The 20,820-nt window shown below is 53.0% G+C and carries 18 protein-coding genes; 7 read left to right on the top strand and 11 right to left on the bottom strand.

From position 1 onward, the window contains the following. Positions 1 to 85 precede the first annotated feature (85 nt). Genes ACJO5Y_RS18090 through ACJO5Y_RS18065 form a run of 6 tightly spaced genes read left to right on the top strand, consistent with a single transcriptional unit; the run spans position 86 to position 8,251 of the window. Complete coding sequence (locus tag ACJO5Y_RS18090; protein WP_406989171.1) at positions 86 to 1,252, top strand: acyl-CoA dehydrogenase family protein; 1,167 nt, start codon at positions 86 to 88, stop codon at positions 1,250 to 1,252. A 21-nt stretch (positions 1,253 to 1,273) separates the two neighbouring features. Beyond that, a complete protein-coding gene (locus ACJO5Y_RS18085; RefSeq protein ID WP_406989170.1) occupies positions 1,274 to 3,253 on the top strand; it encodes an acetoacetate--CoA ligase in 1,980 nt (659 codons plus the stop codon). 56 nt (positions 3,254 to 3,309) lie between these two features. Next, positions 3,310 to 4,818, top strand: a complete 1,509-nt coding sequence (locus tag ACJO5Y_RS18080; protein ID WP_406989169.1) for a CoA-acylating methylmalonate-semialdehyde dehydrogenase — start codon at positions 3,310 to 3,312, stop codon at positions 4,816 to 4,818. Positions 4,819 to 4,834: 16 nt separating this feature from the next. Next, complete coding sequence (locus ACJO5Y_RS18075) at positions 4,835 to 5,584, top strand: electron transfer flavoprotein subunit beta/FixA family protein (protein ID WP_406989168.1); 750 nt, start codon at positions 4,835 to 4,837, stop codon at positions 5,582 to 5,584. Then, positions 5,585 to 6,517 carry an electron transfer flavoprotein subunit alpha/FixB family protein gene (locus tag ACJO5Y_RS18070; RefSeq protein WP_406989167.1) on the top strand — a complete coding sequence of 311 codons (933 nt, stop codon included), beginning with the start codon at positions 5,585 to 5,587 and terminating at the stop codon, positions 6,515 to 6,517. 57 nt (positions 6,518 to 6,574) lie between these two features. Then, positions 6,575 to 8,251, top strand: coding sequence for a methyl-accepting chemotaxis protein (locus ACJO5Y_RS18065; RefSeq protein ID WP_406989165.1), 1,677 nt, complete (start codon positions 6,575 to 6,577; stop codon positions 8,249 to 8,251). Positions 8,252 to 8,268: 17 nt separating this feature from the next. Here the strand turns inward: ACJO5Y_RS18065 and ACJO5Y_RS18060 are convergent, their stop codons facing one another. From ACJO5Y_RS18060 to ACJO5Y_RS18050, 3 genes are read right to left on the bottom strand one after another with little or no spacing between them, the layout of a single operon-like run. After that, the gene (locus ACJO5Y_RS18060) at positions 8,269 to 9,159 is read right to left on the bottom strand and encodes a PaaI family thioesterase (RefSeq protein ID WP_406989164.1); all 891 of its coding nucleotides are present in this window, start codon (positions 9,157 to 9,159) and stop codon (positions 8,269 to 8,271) included. Then, the gene (locus tag ACJO5Y_RS18055; protein WP_406989163.1) at positions 9,159 to 10,367 is read right to left on the bottom strand and encodes an acetyl-CoA acetyltransferase; all 1,209 of its coding nucleotides are present in this window, start codon (positions 10,365 to 10,367) and stop codon (positions 9,159 to 9,161) included. The genes ACJO5Y_RS18060 and ACJO5Y_RS18055 overlap by 1 nt, the downstream gene beginning before the upstream one ends. Positions 10,368 to 10,405: 38 nt before the next feature. Next, positions 10,406 to 11,842, bottom strand: coding sequence for a 3-oxoacyl-[acyl-carrier-protein] synthase III C-terminal domain-containing protein (locus tag ACJO5Y_RS18050; RefSeq protein WP_406989161.1), 1,437 nt, complete (start codon positions 11,840 to 11,842; stop codon positions 10,406 to 10,408). Positions 11,843 to 11,979: 137 nt separating this feature from the next. Between ACJO5Y_RS18050 and ACJO5Y_RS18045 the strand changes: the two genes are divergently transcribed. Next, a complete protein-coding gene (locus tag ACJO5Y_RS18045; protein ID WP_406989159.1) occupies positions 11,980 to 12,885 on the top strand; it encodes an HpcH/HpaI aldolase/citrate lyase family protein in 906 nt (301 codons plus the stop codon). A gap of 57 nt (positions 12,886 to 12,942) precedes the next feature. Here the strand turns inward: ACJO5Y_RS18045 and ACJO5Y_RS18040 are convergent, their stop codons facing one another. The 8 genes from ACJO5Y_RS18040 to ACJO5Y_RS18005 form a co-directional block, all read right to left on the bottom strand. Continuing rightward, positions 12,943 to 13,869 carry an SDR family NAD(P)-dependent oxidoreductase gene (locus ACJO5Y_RS18040; protein WP_406989158.1) on the bottom strand — a complete coding sequence of 309 codons (927 nt, stop codon included), beginning with the start codon at positions 13,867 to 13,869 and terminating at the stop codon, positions 12,943 to 12,945. 49 nt (positions 13,870 to 13,918) lie between these two features. After that, the gene (locus tag ACJO5Y_RS18035) at positions 13,919 to 15,175 is read right to left on the bottom strand and encodes an acetyl-CoA hydrolase/transferase family protein (RefSeq protein WP_406989156.1); all 1,257 of its coding nucleotides are present in this window, start codon (positions 15,173 to 15,175) and stop codon (positions 13,919 to 13,921) included. A gap of 13 nt (positions 15,176 to 15,188) precedes the next feature. Then, positions 15,189 to 15,605, bottom strand: coding sequence for a MaoC/PaaZ C-terminal domain-containing protein (locus ACJO5Y_RS18030; RefSeq protein ID WP_406989155.1), 417 nt, complete (start codon positions 15,603 to 15,605; stop codon positions 15,189 to 15,191). 17 nt (positions 15,606 to 15,622) lie between these two features. Further along, positions 15,623 to 16,039 carry an FAS1-like dehydratase domain-containing protein gene (locus tag ACJO5Y_RS18025; protein ID WP_406989154.1) on the bottom strand — a complete coding sequence of 139 codons (417 nt, stop codon included), beginning with the start codon at positions 16,037 to 16,039 and terminating at the stop codon, positions 15,623 to 15,625. 15 nt (positions 16,040 to 16,054) lie between these two features. Next, positions 16,055 to 17,554 (bottom strand): enoyl-CoA hydratase-related protein, encoded by a 1,500-nt coding sequence (locus ACJO5Y_RS18020; protein WP_406989152.1) that lies wholly within the window; start codon positions 17,552 to 17,554, stop codon positions 16,055 to 16,057. A gap of 77 nt (positions 17,555 to 17,631) precedes the next feature. Next, positions 17,632 to 18,426, bottom strand: a complete 795-nt coding sequence (locus tag ACJO5Y_RS18015; protein ID WP_406989150.1) for an enoyl-CoA hydratase-related protein — start codon at positions 18,424 to 18,426, stop codon at positions 17,632 to 17,634. Between the two features lie 30 nt (positions 18,427 to 18,456). Further along, on the bottom strand, positions 18,457 to 19,224 hold the full coding sequence (locus ACJO5Y_RS18010; protein ID WP_406989149.1) for a glucose 1-dehydrogenase: 768 nt from the start codon (positions 19,222 to 19,224) through the stop codon (positions 18,457 to 18,459). A 426-nt stretch (positions 19,225 to 19,650) separates the two neighbouring features. Further along, complete coding sequence (locus ACJO5Y_RS18005) at positions 19,651 to 20,814, bottom strand: acyl-CoA dehydrogenase family protein (protein WP_406989147.1); 1,164 nt, start codon at positions 20,812 to 20,814, stop codon at positions 19,651 to 19,653. Positions 20,815 to 20,820 lie beyond the last annotated feature (6 nt).

Raw genomic sequence — 20,820 nt, 5'->3', positions numbered from 1 at the left:
TTAAATATTTAAGCATTCGGTATGCTACCATACTATATTATTGGCTTTCCTGTATTGGCGGGCTGCATGTTGAAGAGAGGGTGTTATGAACTTCGCACTGACTGAAGACCAAATTGCTATCCGCTCAGCAATCGAGGATATCTGCAGAAATTTCGACGATGAGTACTGGACCCATAAAGACAAGGTTGGCGGTTTCCCGGAGGATTTCTATACCGCGATGGCCAGTGCCGGTTGGCTGGGCATTGCGATGCCGGAGGAATATGGCGGGGCTGGGCTGGGTATCAGCGAAGCGTGTCTGATGATGGAAACAGTTAGTGGCTCGGGGGCGGGTTTGTCCGGCGCCTCGTCCATTCATATGAATGTTTTCGGTTTGCATCCGGTGGTGGTTCACGCCAATGAGGAGCAAAAGGCACGTTGGTTGCCGCCGATTATTGAGGGTAAACAGAAAGCTTGCTTTGGAGTGACCGAGCCCAATACCGGACTCAACACCTTAAAACTGAAAACTACGGCAGTGCGCAAAGGCGACAAATACGTGGTTAATGGTCAAAAGGTGTGGATTTCAACCGCTCAGGTGGCTAACAAAATTCTGTTATTGGCCCGTACCACCCCCCTTGATCAGGTGAAATCCGCAGCCCATGGCTTGAGTCTTTTCTACACAGATCTGGATCGTAGCAAGATTGAGGTACACGAAATCGACAAGATGGGTCGCAAAGCGGTGGATTCCAACCAGCTGTTCATTGACGGCCTTGAGATCCCCGCAGAAGACCGGATCGGTGAGGAAGGAGAGGGCTTCAAGTACATACTTCATGGGCTTAATCCCGAGCGTTTGTTGCTGGCGGCGGAAGCAACCGGTCTTGGTCGTGCAGCTCTGAGAAGAGCTGCAAAATATGCGGGGGAGCGGGTTGTCTTCGACCGTCCGATTGGCAAGAACCAGGGTATCCAACACCCCTTGGCTGAGCGCTGGGTCGATCTTGAGGCGGGCACACTGCTGTATCAGCGCGGCGCGTGGATGTATGACCAGGGTTTGTCGTGTGGTGCTGAAGCTAATGCCGCGAAATTTTTCTGCGCCGAAGCCGGCTATCGTGCCTGTGAAACGGCGGTGATGACACATGGTGGCATGGGTTACGCCAAGGAATATCACGTTGAACGGTATTTCCGCGAATCGATGTTGCCGCGTATCGCTCCAGTCTCGCCCCAGCTGATTCTGTGTTTCATTGCCGAGAAGGTTCTGGGTTTGCCCAAATCCTATTGATCAAAATCCGGGAGAATTACCGTGAAACCGTTCTGGGAACCAACGTCTGAACGAAAAGCCAATGCTCGTCTTAGCCACTACACCCAGTGGTTATCCGAGCGTTCGGACAACACGGCCTTTAGTGATTACGACTCACTTTGGCAGTGGTCCGTGAGCGATATCGAATCGTTTTGGGGAAGTGTCTGGGAGTACTTCGGAGTAGAGTCCCCCGAGCCCTATTCAAGTGTTCTGGGCAGCCGGAAAATGCCCGGAGCAAAGTGGTTCCAGGGAGCCCGGGTTAACTATGTAAAACAGGTATTCAGACATGCTGGCAGCGACCGTCCTGCGATCATTTTTGAAGATGAAGCGGGCAATCGACAGCATGTTTCCTGGTCCGAACTGGAGCAGCAGGTTGCATCCCTGGCTTCATCCCTGAGGGCAATGGATGTGGTCGAAGGGGACCGGGTTGCGGCATTCCTGCCCAACCGCCTTGAAACCATTGTGGCCTTTCTGGCCTGCGCCAGCGTTGGTGCCGTCTGGTCCGTATGTTCTCCGGATATGGGGGCCATCAGCGTCCTGGACCGTTTCCGTCAGATCGAACCGAAAGTTCTGATCGCCTGCGATGGCTACAGCTACAGCGGCAAAATTTATGACCGCAGCAATGTGGTGAAACAGATTCGGGAACAGTTGCCGTCTCTTCAGCATTTCGTGTCTGTTCCGGTGCTGAATGCTGATGGGGCATCCGAGACGGCTGAGGATGCGCTTGACTGGCATGCACTGGTCGCGGACTCGGTTGAGCTTCAACCTGAGTGGCTGCCTTTCGATCATCCCCTCTGGATTGTCTATTCGTCAGGAACAACAGGCAAGCCCAAGCCGATTGTTCATGGCCATGGCGGCATCATTCTTTCCATGTCGGTGAGCTTGGGGCTTCATAATGATCTTGGTCCCCAGGACCGGTACCACTGGTACTCCACGACCGGCTGGATTATGTGGAACTGCCAAGTCGGTGGACTGCTTGTTGGCAGTACCGTCTGTATCTACGACGGCAATCCAGGGTATCCGGACCTTGGTCGGCTCTGGCGTTTTGCCGGTGATACCAGTGCTACGCTTTTTGGTGCAGGTGCGGCCTTCTATGAGTCCTGTCTGAAAGCCGGCATCAAACCAAAGAAAGAAGCCAACCTCTCCAAGCTTCGCTCAATTGGCTCCACCGGCTCACCTCTTGCCCCGGATTGCTACGACTGGATCCAGCAACAGTTGGGTTCAGACGTATGGATCGCACCCATGTCGGGTGGTACTGACCTTGCCGGCCCATTTATCGGGGGTAATCCCACCATGCCCGTCTATAAGGGGGAGATGCAGTGTCGGGTACTGGGTGCCGCTGTTCATGCCTTTGACGATGCGGGGAAGCCGGTGATTGATGAGGTCGGAGAACTGGTCTGTACCGAGCCCATGCCCTGCATGCCGCTGTACTTCTGGAACGATGAAGGCAATCAACGCTACCACTCGAGTTACTTTGATACGTTCCCAGGCATCTGGCGCCATGGCGACTGGATGAGTATCACGCCTCGCGGCGGTGTCATTATCTACGGCCGTTCCGATGCCACGATTAATCGACATGGCATAAGGATGGGGACCAGCGAGCTCTATCAGGCCATTGAGGTGTTGCCGGAAATAGTGGACAGCTTGGTGGTGGATCTGGAGTTTCTGGGTAAGCAGTCCTACATGCCCCTCTTTGTGGTGCTCAAAGAGGGAACGGTATTCGATCAGAGTCTTCGTGAAGAGATCAAGTCTCGAATTCGCAATGCGCTTACTGCGAGGCATGTACCTAACGATATTTTCGTGGTGCCTGCCGTGCCTCGGACCCTTTCTGGCAAGAAGCTTGAAGTACCGATCAAGAAGGTGCTTCTTGGCCAGCCCCTGGAGCAGGTGGTCAATCGGGACTCGCTGGCCAATCCGGAGAGTCTCGAGTGGTACAGAAAATTTGCTGAGCGATTTCTGAGCCAATCTCAAAACCAAGGCTGATTGTCTCGTTGCGCAGGACGCCTACACAAATCTTTTAAATTCCGAAAGGGTAAAGTATGTCACAGGGTAATATTCCAACGGTCAAGCTATTGATTGACGGCGAGTTTATTGAGTCCAGAACCGATCAATGGCGGGATGTTGTAAATCCGGCGACCCAAGAGGTGCTGGCTCGCGTGCCGTTTGCAACAAACGATGAAATCAATCGTGCTATTGAAAGTGCTAACAAGGCTTTCGAGAGCTGGAAGCGTACCCCAATCGGGGCCCGATCAAGGATTTTTCTGAAATACCAGCAACTCATTCGTGAAAACATGAAGGAACTGGCGGCTCTGCTAACAGCTGAGCAGGGCAAGACATTGGCCGATGCCGAAGGTGACGTGTTCCGTGGTCTGGAAGTTGTCGAGCATGCGTCTGCAGTCGGCAACCTGCAACTGGGAGAACACGCTAACAATGTCGCGGGTGGCGTGAACACCTATACCCTGCTCAAACCCATTGGAGTTTGCGCTGGAATCACGCCTTTTAACTTCCCGGCCATGATCCCGCTATGGATGTTCCCCATGGCCATCGCGACGGGCAATACCTTTGTGCTGAAACCGTCCGAACAGGATCCCATGGTAACCATGCGCCTGGTTGAGCTGGCTTTGGAAGCCGGCATCCCCGCCGGCGTGTTAAACGTTATCCATGGTGGGAAGGATGCGGTCAACGGTGTGTGTGACCACCCGGATATCAAAGCGGTTTCATTTGTGGGCTCGTCCCATGTAGGAACTCATGTTTATCACCGTGCCTCCCAATCCGGCAAGCGAGTGCAGTGCATGATGGGCGCCAAGAACCATGGTGTGGTTCTGCCAGACGCAAACAAAGAGCAAACTCTGAATAATATCGCCGGAGCCTCTTTTGGTGCGGCGGGGCAGCGCTGTATGGCATTGCCAGTAATGGTTCTTGTGGGTGAAGCTCAAAGCTGGCTACCTGACCTGATCGAAAGGGCGAAGTTATTGAAGGTTGGAGCAGGCATTGATGATGGAACAGATGTTGGTCCCGTCATCTCGAAATCAGCATTGGAGCGTATTCATGACCTGGTTCAGAAAGGTGTGGATGAAGGTGCTGATCTGGTTCTTGACGGCCGCAATCCAGAAGTGGATGGGTACGAAACCGGCAACTTTGTTGGCCCGACGATTTTTGCCAACGTGACGGCAGACATGACGATCTATCAGCAGGAAATCTTCGGCCCAGTTCTGTGTGTGGTTAACGTGGACACCCTGGACGAAGCGATCAAATTTGTTAACCGCAATCCGCACGGCAATGGTACCGCTGTCTTTACCCGTTCCGGCGGGGCCGCCCACCGCTTTGAAGAACACATCGATGTCGGACAGGTTGGTATTAATGTGCCAATTCCTGTACCTGTTCCTCTGTTCTCTTTTAGCGGTTCTCGGGGATCCAAACTTGGCGATTTAGGTCCATACGGCAAGCAGGTTATCCAGTTCTATACCCAAACCAAGACCGTTACCGCCCGTTGGTTTGACGAAGACGATGTGGGTGCTGGAGTGAATACCACCATTACCCTTAAATAAAGAAAGGTACTGATCTATGAAAGTCCTTGTCGCAGTCAAGCGAGTGATCGATTACAACGTAAAGGCGCGGGTCAAGCCAGACAAGTCAGGTGTCGACCTTAATAACGTCAAAATGTCCATGAACCCTTTCTGCGAGATTGCGGTGGAAGAAGCTGTAAGGCTGAAAGAGAAAGGCGTGGCCTCTGAAATTATTGTGGTATCTGTGGGTACCAAGTCTTCTCAGGAACAGCTCCGTACCGCAATGGCGTTAGGGGCAGACCGCGGTATCCTGATTGAAAGTGAGGACAACCTCAATGCTCTGCCAATCGCCAAGCTTCTCAAAAGCGTTGTCGCTAAAGAGCAGCCCAACCTGATCCTGCTGGGTAAACAGGCCATCGATAGCGACAGCAACCAGACGGGTCAGATGCTGGCGGCTCTGTCCGGCTTCCCGCAGGCAACGTTTGCCTCGAACATCGACGTCGTGGATGGCAAGGCAAAGGTTATGCGTGAAATAGACGGTGGCATGCAAACTGTAGAGTTGAACCTGCCGGCCGTTGTGACGACTGATCTGCGCTTGAATGAGCCGCGCTATGCCTCGCTGCCCAACATCATGAAAGCTAAAAAGAAACCATTGGATATCACAAACCCGGATGACCTTGGCGTAAACATCGATTCCACGTTGAAAATGTTGGAGGTGGAAGCGCCGGCGACGCGTTCTGCCGGAGTCAGGGTCGCGGATGTTGATGAACTTGTCGATAAACTCAAGAACGAAGCCAGGGTGATTTAAATGAGCATTCTTGTTATTGCAGAGCACGATAATGCCAAACTCAACGGTGCAACCCTCAGTGCTCTGGCTGCAGCGAAGCAAATCAGACAGGAAGACATTTCCGTACTTGTTGTCGGTAGCGGTTGTGGTGCTGTGGCAGAGGAGGCCGCTCAGTGTGAAGGCGTGTCGAGAGTTGTTATTTGTGACAATCCAGCTTATGAGCACCAACTACCGGAGTGCGTGGCGGATCTGGTGACTGAAATGAGCAAAGAGGCCAGTCATGTTCTGGTAGCGGCTACCACCTGGGGTAAAAGCTTCATGCCTCGAGTTGCAGCGCTGCTGGATGTTGACCAGATCTCTGAGATCATTTCAGTGGTGGATGAAGAAACCTTCAAACGCCCAATATACGCTGGTAATGCCGTTGCGACGGTCAAATCCTCCGCAAGTGTGAAGGTGATTACAGTGCGAGCGACGTCGTTTGATCCGGTGTCTATAAAGGACGATAAAGCCAATATCGAAAGCAGTGATTTGGTTCTGGGTAACGACAAATCCCGGTTTGTCGACGAGCAGCTAGCAACCTCAGATAGGCCGGACCTGGCCACAGCGGACATCGTTGTTTCAGGTGGTCGAGGCATGCAAAACGGAGATAACTTCAAGCTGCTTTATGGTCTGGCCGATAAGCTAGGTGCTGCAGTGGGGGCATCCCGAGCGGCTGTAGACGCCGGGTTTGTGTCCAATAACATGCAGGTTGGCCAGACCGGCAAAATTGTGGCACCGAAACTTTATCTGGCAGTGGGGATCTCTGGGGCGATTCAGCACCTAGCTGGTATGTCTGACTCGAAGGTCATTGTTGCGATCAATAAGGACGAAGAGGCGCCAATCTTTCAGGTTGCGGATTATGGGTTGGTGGCGGACCTTTTTGAGGCTATCCCCGAGTTTGATAGCAAGCTCTGATAACCGTTGCCCTCGATTCCGAGGATTTTTTGGGCATAGCGATAGGAGCTTGTAGTCATGCCCCTGATTAACCGGCTTCGTATCAGTTTTCGGATCCTGGTCTCAATTCTGTTTCCTGTTCTACTCACAGCATTTGCCATTGCGTGGGTGTCGATTGTCCAGATCAAGGCAATTGGAGAAGAAGAGCTTAATAGGCTCGAAACAAACTTGCTTGAGAGCCGGCGTTCTGGGCTAAAGGACACGGTGGATGTTGCTCACTCCGTAGTGATGGAGATCAAGGAATCGCCGGGCATTTCGGTTTCTGAGGCAAAAAGGCGAGCCCGCACAGCATTAAGGTCGATATCGTTTGGCAAAGATAACTATGTCATCGCCTTCGGACCCGAGATGGAAAATCTGGCTTACCGGCCAGATCCGTCCATGGAAGGCCCGACGGAAGATCCGAAGCTCAGGAAGTTGCTCACCGCGCTTGTCCAATCAACTAACGATGACGGGTTCCATACGTATACCTATATGAATTCGGAGTATGGCGAGATCCAGCCAAAACTTTCCTACCAGCGAATGATCACCGGATGGGGATGGCTGATTGGCGCTGGGGTTAATATTGCAGATGTCTCGGGAGCTCTGGAGCAAGCGAGGCGGGACATCACGGCCAGAATTTCCGAAACGCTAATGCTGATATCCTTGGTAAGCCTCGGGATCGTTGTGGTAGCGGTTCTGATTGGGATGTTTGCCAGCCGTAGCGTAAGCGCACCCATCGCCAAAATCAGCGCAATGATGCGAGAGATTGCCAGTGGGGAGGGTGATCTGCGACACAGGCTTCCAGAGTCAGGTGGTGATGAGTTGGCCGAGCTTGGCCGATGCTTCAACGCATTTGTTAGAAAAATACAACAAATAATCGGTGAAGTGGGGGTGACGACGAACAAAGTAGCGCATTCAGCAAAGGAACTGAGTCAGGTCGCAGCTGAAACCAACCACTCCGTTCAGGAGCAGGGGATTGAGACGGATCAGATTGCGTCGGCAATCAATGAAATGGCTACGACTATTCAACAGGTCTCAGAGAATGCCAACGGTGTAGAGTCTGCAGCATCTGATGCAGATCAGTTGGCGCGAGAGGGCGGGAGAAATATTGCCGAAACGCAAGAGGCTGTGAGGAAGCTGACTTCAGAGATACAGGAAAGCGCCACCAGCATTGAAGCGCTATCGGCAAAAACAGCGGGTATCTCACAAATACTTGATGTAATTCATGGCGTCACCGAACAGACCAATTTACTTGCCTTAAATGCGGCGATTGAGGCGGCCCGTGCGGGCGAGCATGGGCGGGGCTTTTCTGTTGTGGCGGATGAAGTGCGTCAACTTGCGCGCCGCAGTGCAGAATCTGCCGAGCAGATCCGTGAGATGCTAGACGGGTTTGTTGCAGAGTCCAGCAATGCTGTTGAACGCATGAAAACATCCCGAGGAAGTGCATTCGAAACCGTAGAACGGATTAACGGCGCTGCTGAAACATTGGGCACGATTGAGAAGTCAGTTGGTGATATTCACGATCAGGTTTCCCAGATTGCCACTGCAGCCGAGCAGCAAAGCCAGGTGGCGGAGGAGATCAATCAGAATGTTGTGCGCATTGTAGATGCGGCCCAACGAAGCGATTCGGGTGTCACGCGTACGAACGAAGCGAGCAGTGAGCTTGCACAGTTGGGCGATAATTTGCGCGAACTTGTCCAACAGTTCAAAACCTGACCCCTACGAGACTTTGTTCAGCGGACAAGTAAAAACTGGATGGTTGCAGCTGCGACTGGCTGGTCAGGGCTTTCCTGAAAGGCGATTACACGAACATTGGCAAATCGACGGCTTATTGATGAAATCGTGGCCCTTGCAAACGTATTTTTGGTGAGAGGGGAGCCAAGGTACTCGAGGCTGCAGCTCAGCATATGCGGGTGGACAGTGGCAGAAGTGTCTCGCGTAAGAACCATTTTTGCAGTGGCTTGTAATAGGGAGGCAACTGCGCCGCCGTGAATGGCAGGGACATAGGGGTTGCCAGTCAGATGTTCACGGAAAATCATATGTCCATCGGCTTTTTCTCTGTCGTTGTCTGGCCGGATACCCATCATTTGTTCGTAAGGATTTTCGGAAACCGAGCTATCGATTCTGGAGGCTGAATCGGCGGCATTACGAAAGCGAGCTGCTCCTGCACCAAACTTGTGAGGCTCGGCTACCCCCTGGAATATCGCAAACGTGCCGGTTGCAACCGCAATGGGGCTCTCCTCGTCGCTATCGTGCACCTTCGCGTGGGCGACACCAATATTCTGAGTAATCCTCAACGCACTCGCCTTGCAACATACTCCCTCACCGGGGCGAGCGCTCCTCAAAAAATCAATTCGTAAGTCCAGCGTGGCAGTCCTTCTCAGCTCTTCTCGCTGCGTCAGTATTACCGAGCCAGCCACCGCATCAACCAGCGACGTGATGCCACCCTCATTCAACGTGCGGGATTCCTTCGAGCCCACCAGATAATCTGCAAACGGCATATCTACCGAAAGGTGACCTTCCTGGCATTCAGTCACTTGGAATCCCAGAGCACTCTGGTGAGGGATGCAGTCGACGAAAAAATCCTGGAGATCTCGAAGAGGCCAACGCAATAGGGGACTCATTACCGACTAGCCCCCAGCATTCCAACAATACTGATAGCAGCTATACTATTATAGGGTACCCCGCCAAGGTTGTGACTAAGCCCCATGGTCATGTTTTTTAGCTGTCGTTCGCCGGCGCGCCCCTGTAGCTGCAGGTAGTTTTCGTAAACCATTCTCAGGCCACTGGCACCTACGGGGTGGCCGAAGCACTTTAGACCACCGTCCACCTGGCAGGGTACTTCGCCTTCCGCGTCGAACTTCCCTTCCAGTACATCGCGCCATGCCTGACCGTCCTCTGATAGACCAAGATCTTCCATGGTCACCAGTTCTGTAATGGAGAAGCAATCATGTACTTCCGTCATACTTAGTTGGGAAACCGGATCGGTTATCCCGGCCTCTTTATAGGCCGCCTTGGCGGCAAGCCGGGTGTTCTTCACATAACTACCGTCCCAGCCGCCGGTTGAAGATTCCCAACCACTGCTGGCGGAAAGCTGCAGAGCCTTGATCGTTACCAGATCATGTTTACCCAGGCTGCGGGCAATTTCGGGCGTGGTGATGATGGCGCAGGCCGCGCCGTCACTGACGCCGCAGCAGTCGAAGACGCCCAATGGATCGGCAATGATGGGGGCGCCGACAATGGTTTCCAAATCAATAGCTTTTTGCAGGTGGGCCTTGGAATTCTTGGCGCCATTCTGGTGGCTCTTCCAGGAGACACGGCCGATGGCCTGTTTCAGGTCTTCCTTACTGACACCGTATTTTTTGCGGTACCCGGAGGCGAGCTGTGCAAAACCGGCCGGTGCGGAAGAATAAGGCATCCAGAGGTCATTGAACGTGCCCTTGGTTGGAACCGGAAGCCCGCCAAAACCGGTGTCCTTGAGCTTTTCCACCCCAACAGCAATGGCGATGTCTACGGCGCCTGAGGCGACGGCATAAGCCGCGCCCCTAAGGGCTTCTGTTCCAGTAGCACACATGTTCTCAACCCGCGTAACCGGGATGCCTGTAATGCGCAGGGAGGTTGCCAGGGGAATGGCGGAGTTTCCGATATTGACCTGGTCCAGAGCGGAACCCAGCCAAGCTGCGCCAATTTGGGAGCGTTCGATACCGGCATCCTGTATTGCTTCACCGAAGGCTTCATTAATCAGTCCATCAGTGTCTGTGTCCCAGCGCTCACCAAATCGTGAACACCCCATTCCGATAATCGCAACTTTGTCTTTAATACCTGTAGCCATGGTTAGACCCTTACTAAATATTCCGTAGCTGGCGTGTGTTAGCCGTTCGTGGGCGTTGCTTTCCAGAAATACCGACTATAATTCCGCAGGTTGTCCTTCGCCTTGACCCTGAATACCATTCGCAATGGCGTGCCGACGTCTAGTTCCTGTTCGCCAACATCCACGATTTCCATGAGGACTCGTGCCCCAGAATTGAACTGAACAAGTCCAATGTATAAAGGAGGTGCCGGGCAGTATTGCAGCCAATCAGCGCTGTAGGTGGCGACTTCAGCCTTATCGTTGGCGAGGTGGAACGGCTTTTGGGTGTCTGGTGCGCTGCACTCGACACAATTGGTTGTGCTTGGGAATTGTACAGTGCCACAAGCGTGACATTTGCCACCTGTAAAGCTGAGAATCTGCTCGGCGGCCCGGTATTGCTGCGGGAATGAAGCTTTGGTATCAACTTCTGCTCTTGGTCCCCAGTCGACGTTGAGTTCGCCGTCGAAGGAGAGCATTTTAAGGTAGGAAGATTCCGGTATACGGTCAGCAAGTGTACCGGCTAGGCCTTTCTCAGGTTTGCGACTCCCACTCTCCTTACGGAATACAGCCACATCACACCCGGCGCCAAATGCGGCAATAACGATAATGTCTCCCGGGCTGGCTTCTTCAAAAGCTGCCGAGAGTTGCAGCATGGGATATGCAGTCCCTGTATCTCCAACATTTTCCTGAAAGTCCGGTAGGAGATTGGCGGGATCAATACCCAATTTCCTGGCAACGATTTTGTCGCTGCCTTTGGGGGCACCGGAAAGACCAAAATATTTCACTGCAGCAGTGTCGATCTCCGCGCGTTCCAGTAGCGTTTTAATGGATGTGGGTACCAGTTTGACCACGCCCTCATCGCGTATCCAACGCTCTTCCCCGTAGTAATCGTAGGGGTGACCGCTCATCCGGTAGTGATCCATAAAGGGAGTTGTTAGATGCGCCCCGCCGAGAAAGGAAGCTATCAAATCATCGTGTCCTACAAGCACCGCTGCCGCACCAGAGCCATAACGCATTTCAGCGGGACTTGCAGGTTGCGCCCGGCGACGGTCGCTGGCAATCAGTAGCTGGTCTTTCTCCGCTGGATTTACAAGGCTATCGATGAGACAGGCCAGACCTGCTCGCGTTGAACCCCCCGTATCCTGGCAGCCAATCCGGTGATCGAAGCTCAGTGCAGCCGCGATAATTCCGGAATTTTGAAGATCCGCAAAGGGCGCGGTGGTAGAGGCAAAGGTGACTTTTCCAATCTCGTCCTGATGGCTGCCCAGGCAGTCACGTGCAGCCTCTACGCCCAAGGTGATGGCATCCTCGTCCCATGAACAGATCGCTTTCTCACCCTTTCCCCGCATGGAGGGGAAAGCCCAGGAATGTGCATTGGCAATGGCTGCGCGGTCTAGCCGTAACCTGGGGATGAATGCGCCATAAGCCTTTATGCCAACAGTGCTGGTCTTGCTCATTATCCGGTCTCCGTTGTGTCCATGGCTGCGGGGAGAAGCGCTAGGCTCACCCTCGAAACTCTAAATTAGTCTAGCATATGGTATTGATGTATACTAAATTGGTTGAATGTAAAAGGCAATTTTGAAGAAGGTTTTTTATGTCTATCCCAAAGACGGATTCTCCCAGTATCAAAGAGCGCATTATTCGGTCCATCTTGTTTGTTCCGGCTGACAGCGACAGGAAGCTGATGAAATCCATTGATCTCGAGGCTGACGCGATCGCCTTTGATCTTGAGGATTCTGTCATGCCCGCAAACAAGTCTCTGGCACGGGACAAGCTTGGGGAGTTTCTGAAGAGTAACACCTGCAAGGCCCAACATTGGGTCAGGGTGAATGACGTGCGCTCCGGTGAATTGCTGAGCGATCTTGCCGCCGTTGTTCCGATGCAGCCGGTGGGTATTGTATTGCCCAAGATATACGGTCCAGAGGACCTTGATCTGGTTAGTCACTGGTTGGAAATGGCCGAAGCCATGGCCGATGTATCGGTGGGCCAGACTAAAATCCTGGCAGTTGCTACGGAGACTCCAGAGGCGGTTTTACGGTTGTCTGAGCTGGGTAACCGGCACAGGCCACGATTGACCGGGTTGATCTGGGGCGCGGAGGACCTGAGCAGCACCATGGGGGCCGGCGATCCTCGTAATGAGGATGGGTCGTGGCGTTTTCTCTATCAGCAGGTTCGTGGTCAGGTGTTGCTGGCCGCACATATGCTGGAGATTCAGGCAATTGATACCGTTTACGTGGACTTTAAAGATCCTGATGGTTGCCTGATCAATGCCAAAGAGGCGCGCCATGACGGGTTTACGGGTAAGGTGGCGATCCATCCCGGGCAGGTCGAGACGATCAACAGCGCGTTTACGCCGTCCGAGGACGAAATCGCATTTGCTAAACGAGTTATTGCGGCGTTTGATAAAGGAGAAGGTGTCGTTTCCCTGGATGGCAAGATGCTCGACATTCCTCACCTGAAAGCCGCACAACGTATACTGGCCAGTGTCGGACGAGGTTGAGCGCTGGCAGATAACCTAAAGGAGCCGAAGGCTTCTTTAGGTTATGAGGCCTGTTTGTTAAACCGGATCCCAGGTAAAGACTTCGCCTGAGCGATGCAGAGCATAGAAATCGTTCTCGAACATCGGGAAAACCCGCTCCAGAATGGTTTCCGGTGTCCAGCCATCTGAGGTATGGGCGGTGCGGATTGGGCGTGGCTGGGAGAACAGGTAAATCTCGTTGTTCCTCACGCCGAAAATCTGGCCGGATACATGGGCGGCCTGCTCGCTTGCCAACGCAGCCACAAAGGGCGCAATTTTTTCCGGGATCAGTTTCTTAAGGCCTTCCACTCGTTTCTTCTGTTCTGGTGTTTCATCCGGAATTGAGCTGACCATCCGGGTCCAGGCGAAAGGTGCAATGGTGTTGGAGCGCACGCCGAACTTTTGCATATCCAGGGCAATGGCTTTTGACATTCCAACGATGCCCATTTTTGCGGCACAGTAGTTCACTTGACCGAAATTGCCAATCAGGCCAGATGTCGAAGCCATGTGGACGAAGCAGCCGGATGCCTGGGCCTTGAAATGCGGAGCCGCCGCTCGGCTGACGTTGAAGCTGCCTTTGAGATGGACGGTAATAACCGCATCGAACTCTTCTTCCGACATCTTGTGGAAGATCACGTCCTTCAGGTTACCTGCGTTATTGACAACGATATCGATTTGACCGAATTTGTCGACAGCGGTTTGCACCATTTGCTGGGCCTGCGCCCACTCTGCGACGGAGTTCTTGTCCGCAACGGCTTCGCCACCGGCGTTAAGAATCTCTGTAACCACGGCGTCCGCTGGTGATTCGTTGGTAGGGTCACCATCGAGGGCGACCCCCAGATCGTTTACAACCACTTTGGCGCCAGCGGCGGCCAGTTCTAGGGCAATGCTGCGGCCAATACCTCGTCCGGCACCTGTGACCAGCGCTACCTTTCCGGTAAGTACACCTTCTGAATTGATGTTCATATATCCTCCTCACTCGACTTGGGGATGTTTGGTCATTGGTTGATGGGTACTAAAGGCCCCTGATAATGGCTTGCCACTCTTCGAATAGTTCATCTCTTCTTGATGGAGCAGCAATGGAAATGAGTGCCTCAGCGCGCTTATGTATTGATAGCCCGCGTAAGCTGGCGACTCCGTACTCAGTAATTACGAAGTCGGCGTCGTGTCTGGGCAGGGCAGTGCAGCATTTGCTGGACAGGGCAGGCACGATACGGCTGTGTTTCCCGTTATCGGTCGTAGACGGCAGAACTATGATGGAGCGGCCCCCTTCGGATAGTCGCGCACCGCCCACAAAACTGGGGAGGCCGCCGACACCGGCAAGTTGCCGGCCCTTGACCGAATCTGAGTTGACCTGGCCGAAAAGATCAACTTCCACAGCGGAATTAATGGCACAGAAGCCAGGAATATCTGCAATACGGCGGAGGTTGTGACTTTCGCTGACCGGCTGAAAGTAAAACGTGGGGTCTTTGCCGAGTCGTTTATAGAACTCCGAATCACCTAGGGCTACGCCGGCCCTCACAGCCCCCCACCCTTTGATGCTGCCGCTATCTATTAATGAGGTAACATTGGGCAGCACCATTCCCGAATAGATTTTCAGGTCGCGATGAGATGTAAGCCCCTCAACAATGGCGGAGGGAAGTTTGCCGATGCCCAGTTCCAGTGTGTCACCATCATCAACGAGGTTCACAACGTGTTCAGCAATATCGTGTTGAAGTGACTCAGGCACTGGGTTGCTGTAGTGAACCACATCGGATGTCTCCTCGCAGTAGACGTCGGCATCGCGATAACGGATACGGAAGGAGCCCTGGGTTCTGGGTAGGGCAGGGTTGATATGCAGTACCTTGATTTTGGCCTTGCCCCAGACTGCAGGTATGAAGTCTTGGGATAGTCCGAGCGAGCAAAACCCTTCAGCGTCCGGAGATGTTACCTGTGCAATGGCAAGGTCAATCTCAACATTCTGTTGGAGATCACGAAAAATGCCAGGGTAATCCAGAGGCAGGATTTCCGCGCGGCCATCTCCTAATCCTGCACGTAGACCAGGAAGCATAAAATAATTGCGCTGACGGGCCTCTGGGTGGAGTCCCAGATAATCCGACTGGTTTATCCCAGGGAAAAAGGCACCGACAAAGCGCACACCCCTGCATGCTTCCGGCGCTTCTTGCAGTGCTCTGTAAAAAGCCAGGCTCTCACCCGAAACGCCGGGCACGTAGACGGTCATGTCTGGTCGCAGTCGCTGGACAACGTTCCTAAAGGTTTCTGGCATCGGCATGATGGATTCCTTTTCAGGGAGCGACCGGGAGTGAGAGGTCGGCGAAGCCGGTAATCACTGTTTTATCAGTACTGTCGATACTTGCTTCGAGTTTCAGTACGATAACGGTGCTGTTCTTCTCTGCAACTTCCGCCCGGCATCGAATTCTGCTGCTCACAGGCATAATGGACACAAAACGTGAACTGAATCGCTTCAGGCTATCTGCCGGAAAAGTGTCGGTTAAAAGGTTGCCCAGAAGCGCCATCCCCAGCATGCCGTGAATAATCACATCGTCGAAGCCAGATCGCTGAGCGACCTCGCGATCCAGGTGGAGCGGATTGCTGTCACCGGAGGCTTCGGCATACGCAACAAGCATTTCATGGGTGATCGGACCAAAGACACGTTCCGCGACTATATCTCCAGGCTTTATTGTTTCCAGATTCAAGGGCATAACGGGCCTCCGTATTGTTAGAGTTGGCGAAGAATAATGACCTGACGGGATCTCCCTACCAGGTTGTGAGGCGCGATAGCTCTATGAATCTCAGACTCGACAACCAGAAACTCACGGGTACCATTTTTCTTGAAATAGTGATCCGACACCTTTCGTGAAACCTTTAGCCGGTCACCAGCACTAATCGGCTCCAGATAATCAAACTCCTGTTCCGCATGCAGGACCCGTTTCAGGTCAATATCCAGGTTTTCCAGAATCTTCCGGGAGCTGTCGCCCTGACCCTCGATAACTTTTTGAAAAGTGGGGGGAGCGATTGGTGCAGTTGCTGATGAGGGTTGTCCCCCAATGGACGCAATAAATCGGTTCAGGCTACTTTCAGTTACGGTGAAGTCGTAGGTCGGGTATTCGTAGCCAATATAGTGATTTTCAGTCATGCAAATCGTCCTTCTTCAGCCTTTTTGTTTCCGGTATTTGAAGGGGCCGCCGCTCCATGCCGGAAACACGCCGGCTAGTACGCATGCCACATCAACAAAGTTTGGGTCAGCCTGGTTGCTGGTAACGACATAATCGGAGGCAATTTGGGATGCTTTATCCAGAGGATTGTCGCCGGATGCTGCTAATTGGACGGTCTCTGCCAGGATTGGCATCAAGGGATGAGTGTGCTGTGTCAACAACGGCGCCGCGCCAAGCTTGCTGGCAAGCTTTAGTGCTGCATTAAGGGCACGACCGTCTTTTGGTTCGCCCTTGCAGAAAATCTCGGCGCTCTGTCCGTCAGCGGTTTTAGGGGAGAGCCAGAGGCCAACCTCGCCGTCCGCTATTGGCGTTGAGCTGGCGGTGATCAGCTTGACCGGAATGCCATTGTCGGCGACTTCACCATCAGCAATCAGCTGCAGGTCATCGCTTTTGAGTTCGTCGGCACTGACAATCTCGAATCGGCACTTTTCAAGTTGGGCCGCCAGCTTTGATGTGTCCGACTGGCTGATGATGGCAATGCGCTCTACCGGGCTTTCAATGCCGGCGGCCTGTTTGGCTGCTCGTTGGCGATCAAGGAATAACGTTCGCACCATATTGGCGGCGACTCGATCTTTGATCAGCTGTACGAAAACATCCATTTCCCAGGATACGGCTTTATCCATGGGCAATTTCAGGCCCTTTGTGACGCACTTCATGATGGCATCGTAGGCTGGGTAGTGGCTGTAGGTGTCAGGCTGAATATCGAGTTTTTCGTAAACAGGGCGGTAGGGGCTTCCATGCTCGCCTTCGAGTCCGATGTCTTCGGCCTGGAAGTCCTCGCTATACCAGGTTGCCTGCGTTCGCAAGGGTGACAGGGCCAGTATTTTGGCTTTTGCTATCAACTGATTCGCTTCGACGGCAGCGTCCACCAATCCTATCTCAAGCGCTTTTTCTGGATTCACCGGCTGCCCGGTCAGGAGCATATGTAGACCGATTTCATTGCCGACCAGTCTTGGCAGTCGCTGGGTGCCGCCAGCACCGGGAAGCAGCCCCAGCTTGATTTCCGGCAAGCCCAGCACTGCGCGATTGTCATCGACCACCACGCGCTGATGGCAGGCCAGCGCCAACTCCAGGCCTCCACCCAGTGCAAGGCCGTTCAACGCTGCGACAGTGGGTTTTTCAATTTGCTCAAGTCTTAGAAAAAGCCGTCCGAGTCGACCACAGAGATCGTGGAGTTGTTCGTCGGTATCCTTGGTCGCTCGCTCAGTGAACATCTTGATCATGCTCAGGTCAGCGCCTGCAAGGAACGTGTTTTTGGCTGAGGTAATGACCAAAGCCTTGATATCAGGATTCTGTTCAACCTCATTCATCAGGCTTTCCAGAGAATCCATCATATCGGCAGAAAACACGTTCATGGAGCGGCCAGGCATGTCGATGGCGGCTACCATAATTCCGTCGGATTCCAGTTCTGCTTTGAAGTTCAGGTCGGTAAACATGGCTCGGCTTTCGTTGAGTTTCGGTGGTCAGGAGGGCTGCACGATGAGGTACGCAGCCCTTTGCCCTGATGGGATAGTTACACGTATTTCTTGAAGTCAGGTTTGCGCTTTTCATTGAATGCGCGAACGCCTTCCTTCGACTCCTCACTCATGTAGTAGTGCTTCACTGACTGCACACCCATAAAGCTGATGCCGCGGATGTTCTCGCTATCGGCATTGAAGGAGCGCTTGCAGATAGAAATAGCTGAGGGGCTCATCTGGTTGATGTCGGCAGCCCACTCTTCAACTTCTTCCGCCAGTTTGTCGTGGGGGACAACCTTGTTGACCAGTCCCATGTCGCATGCTTCCTGCGCGCTATATTTTTTGCAGCGGAACCAGATTTCACGGGCTTTCTTTTCACCAACGTGACGAGCAAGTAGTGCTGTACCCCAACCCGGATCGGCAGAGCCAACTTTGGGGCCAACCTGACCAAATACAGCTTTTTCAGAGGCGATGGTCAGATCACAGAGGGTGGCGAATACGTTACCGCCCCCAATAGCGAAACCCTGCACCTGGGCAATAGACACTTTGCGCAGATCGCGAATGGCAGTTTGCAGTTCCTCAATCGGCAGGCCAACGGTGCCGCGAGGACCATAAAGACCATCTTCAGACAGGTGTGCCTTTTGGTCGCCGCCGGTACAGAAAGCTTTGTCGCCGGCGCCAGAAAGTACAACCGTATTGACCGACTTTTCTTCATTGGCGCGCTGGAACGCGACGATGAGTTCTTCCACCGTTTGCAGACGAAACGCGTTGAACACTTCGGGGCGGTTAATGATAATTCGAACGGCGTTTTCACCCACTTCGTAGAGGATATCTTTGAATTCATTGCTCATGTTTGTCTCCTATCAGGAAAGGTTGTGTTATCAACCGTGCATTGTCAGACCACCGGACACACTGATGGTCTGCCCGGTCATAAAGGAAGCATCGTCACTGGCAAAGAAAGCCACAAGTCCGGGGTAATCTTCCGGTTCACCAATGCGACCCAGTGGAACACCACGCACCATGGCATCCCGAATCTTCTGGCCCTCTTCGCCGGTGCCTACAAACGCGTCCATGGCGGGCGTGTTGGTGGGGCCAGGGCACACGCAGTTCAGCAGTACGTTCTTGCGAGAGACCTCGCGTGCCAGGGCTTTGGCGAACGCAATGGTTGCGCCCTTACAGCCGGAATAAACGACTTCGCCGGACGAGCCGACACGACCAGCATCGGAAGCAATAAACACAATGCGACCTCCGTTGCGCTCAACCATGCCGGGTGCAACCGCACGGGTCATGTGAAGGGGGCCGAGGTAGTTGATGTCCACCACCTTGCGCCAGAAGTCCGGTTCGGTTTTCAGAAACGGCATGGGACGGTCCCAGCCGGCATTGTTGACGAGCAACCAGGTAGGCCCGATCCGGTCTTCAATAGCGGCAACCGCAGCGGTGACGTTGTCAAAATCTGTGATGTCACACTTCTGGCAGTCTGCACTACCTCCTGCGTTTCTGATTTCTGTAACAACTGCTTCAGACGCCTTCTCATCAATGTCCAGAATACCGACGTGCATGCCTTCCTCAGCAAGGCGCAAAGCAATGGATTTTCCGATACCGCTGCCTGCTCCGGTTACCAGGGCTACTTTGTCCTTCAGTCCGCGCATAGTGGTTCCTCTTCAGTTGGGTGTGCCTATTAAATCAACATCACTAAAGTATGCATACATACTACATTTGAGTTGGTTGCGATGCAAGAAATAAAGCCTGGTTGAAAGGGTGGCCTTTGTTGGCAGAAATAGGTTGGGCGATTTTTTCGTAAGAACCTGTTGTATAGCAGAAAATATGGTGGCCAAGCTGTCTTGACGATAAGGGAGTAGCGGAATTTTGGTTTCCGGAGGAAGGCGCGAAGCTTTAAAAGCGCCTGACTTTTAAAGTATGCAGGTATATTACAATTCCTGTCTGTGAAAAAGGCCGGGGAGGGGCCTGCTGTGGAGACGGCAGGTAACATGTTTTGACCTGACTTTTGTCAGCTCCCCGGCAAAAGGGCTTGCGCCCGACAACAACTGTGACTTCAAACTATTAGGATATGGCTGTTACCCCTTGTTCTTTTTCGCTTCCTTGATTACATGTCGACCAATAATATGTTTCATGATCTCTATTGAGCCACCCGCAATCTTTACGATACGGGCATCGGCAAATGCTCGGGAAATTGGGTACTCCCACATGTATCCCCAGCCACCGAACAGTTGCAAACATTCGTCAGCCACCCGACAGTGAAGATTGGACAACCACATTTTTGCCATGGCGGCATCCACCTGATCCAGTTCTCCGTCCATGAACTTCTTGATGCACTCGTCAGTGAACACCCGGCCGATAACCGCATCAGTTTTGAGCTCGGCAATTTTGAACTGTGTGTTTTGGAAATCGGCGATGGTCTTGCCGAACGCTGCACGGTCGGAGGTGTAATCCACTGTAATGTCGATAAGGTGTTCTGCAACGGTGGCAGAACGTATAGCCTGAGCCAATCTTTCCTGCGAGAGCTTGGTCATCATGAGCTCGAAGCCTTTGCCTTCCTCTCCCAGCATGCAACTGGCGGGTACCCTCAGATCTTCGAAAAACAGCTCCGATGTGTCCTGTGCCTTCATCCCCAACTTGTCCAGGTTTTTACCCCTGTGAAAGCCGGGAAGGCTGGTATCAACGAGAAAAAGGGTGATGCCATTGTTCCGGTCAGCTACATCGGTTTTGGTCGCGAGAACCAGAACATCACAGAGCTGACCGTTGGAGATGAATACCTTCTGTCCGTTTATGACATAATCATCCCCATCTCTTACTGCCCTGGTGCGGATGTTCCGTAAATCTGAACCTGCGTGGGGCTCAGTCATACCCAGTGAGCCGATCGCCTCGCCACTGACCATCTTCGGCAGCCATTGTTGTTTCTGATCCTCTGTTCCAAAGGATTTGATGTAGGTTGCCACCAGATCGCAGTGTATTAGGAAACCCGGACCCGTGAAGCCGCTGCGGGCCATTTCCTCAAAGACAATGACATCAAACAGGTAGTCCAGTTCCAGGCCGCCGTATTGCTCAGGAATCGTGCAGCAGAGCATGCCAGCTTCTCCGGCCTTCAGCCAGAGATCACGAGGAACAACGCCATCTGATTCCCACTGATAGTGATAGGGTGCGATTTCCTTGTCGATAAACTTCCGAACCGTATCCCGGAACATTTCATGTTCTTGGTTGAAAAGCGATCTCTTAAACATAGTGTC

The sequence above is a fragment of the Marinobacter alkalisoli genome (assembly GCF_045449855.1).
Lineage (GTDB): Bacteria > Pseudomonadota > Gammaproteobacteria > Pseudomonadales > Oleiphilaceae > Marinobacter.
The sequence above is the reverse complement of the archived record's forward strand: the minus strand, read 5'-3'. Positions and strand labels throughout refer to the sequence as shown.

What these genes read in the sequence shown, in the direction of transcription:
- ACJO5Y_RS18020 (WP_406989152.1), bottom strand. Translation starts at nt 17,554, where the DNA reads ATGTTTACCGACCTGAACTTCAAAGCAGAACTGGAATCCGACGGAATT.
- ACJO5Y_RS18080 (WP_406989169.1), top strand. Translation starts at nt 3,310, where the DNA reads ATGTCACAGGGTAATATTCCAACGGTCAAGCTATTGATTGACGGCGAG.
- ACJO5Y_RS18045 (WP_406989159.1), top strand. Translation starts at nt 11,980, where the DNA reads ATGTCTATCCCAAAGACGGATTCTCCCAGTATCAAAGAGCGCATTATT.
- ACJO5Y_RS18060 (WP_406989164.1), bottom strand. Translation starts at nt 9,159, where the DNA reads ATGAGTCCCCTATTGCGTTGGCCTCTTCGAGATCTCCAGGATTTTTTC.
- ACJO5Y_RS18090 (WP_406989171.1), top strand. Translation starts at nt 86, where the DNA reads ATGAACTTCGCACTGACTGAAGACCAAATTGCTATCCGCTCAGCAATC.
- ACJO5Y_RS18010 (WP_406989149.1), bottom strand. Translation starts at nt 19,224, where the DNA reads ATGCGCGGACTGAAGGACAAAGTAGCCCTGGTAACCGGAGCAGGCAGC.
- ACJO5Y_RS18065 (WP_406989165.1), top strand. Translation starts at nt 6,575, where the DNA reads ATGCCCCTGATTAACCGGCTTCGTATCAGTTTTCGGATCCTGGTCTCA.
- ACJO5Y_RS18005 (WP_406989147.1), bottom strand. Translation starts at nt 20,814, where the DNA reads ATGTTTAAGAGATCGCTTTTCAACCAAGAACATGAAATGTTCCGGGAT.
- ACJO5Y_RS18015 (WP_406989150.1), bottom strand. Translation starts at nt 18,426, where the DNA reads ATGAGCAATGAATTCAAAGATATCCTCTACGAAGTGGGTGAAAACGCC.
- ACJO5Y_RS18025 (WP_406989154.1), bottom strand. Translation starts at nt 16,039, where the DNA reads ATGACTGAAAATCACTATATTGGCTACGAATACCCGACCTACGACTTC.
- ACJO5Y_RS18035 (WP_406989156.1), bottom strand. Translation starts at nt 15,175, where the DNA reads ATGCCGATGCCAGAAACCTTTAGGAACGTTGTCCAGCGACTGCGACCA.
- ACJO5Y_RS18030 (WP_406989155.1), bottom strand. Translation starts at nt 15,605, where the DNA reads ATGCCCTTGAATCTGGAAACAATAAAGCCTGGAGATATAGTCGCGGAA.
- ACJO5Y_RS18075 (WP_406989168.1), top strand. Translation starts at nt 4,835, where the DNA reads ATGAAAGTCCTTGTCGCAGTCAAGCGAGTGATCGATTACAACGTAAAG.
- ACJO5Y_RS18050 (WP_406989161.1), bottom strand. Translation starts at nt 11,842, where the DNA reads ATGAGCAAGACCAGCACTGTTGGCATAAAGGCTTATGGCGCATTCATC.
- ACJO5Y_RS18070 (WP_406989167.1), top strand. Translation starts at nt 5,585, where the DNA reads ATGAGCATTCTTGTTATTGCAGAGCACGATAATGCCAAACTCAACGGT.
- ACJO5Y_RS18055 (WP_406989163.1), bottom strand. Translation starts at nt 10,367, where the DNA reads ATGGCTACAGGTATTAAAGACAAAGTTGCGATTATCGGAATGGGGTGT.
- ACJO5Y_RS18040 (WP_406989158.1), bottom strand. Translation starts at nt 13,869, where the DNA reads ATGAACATCAATTCAGAAGGTGTACTTACCGGAAAGGTAGCGCTGGTC.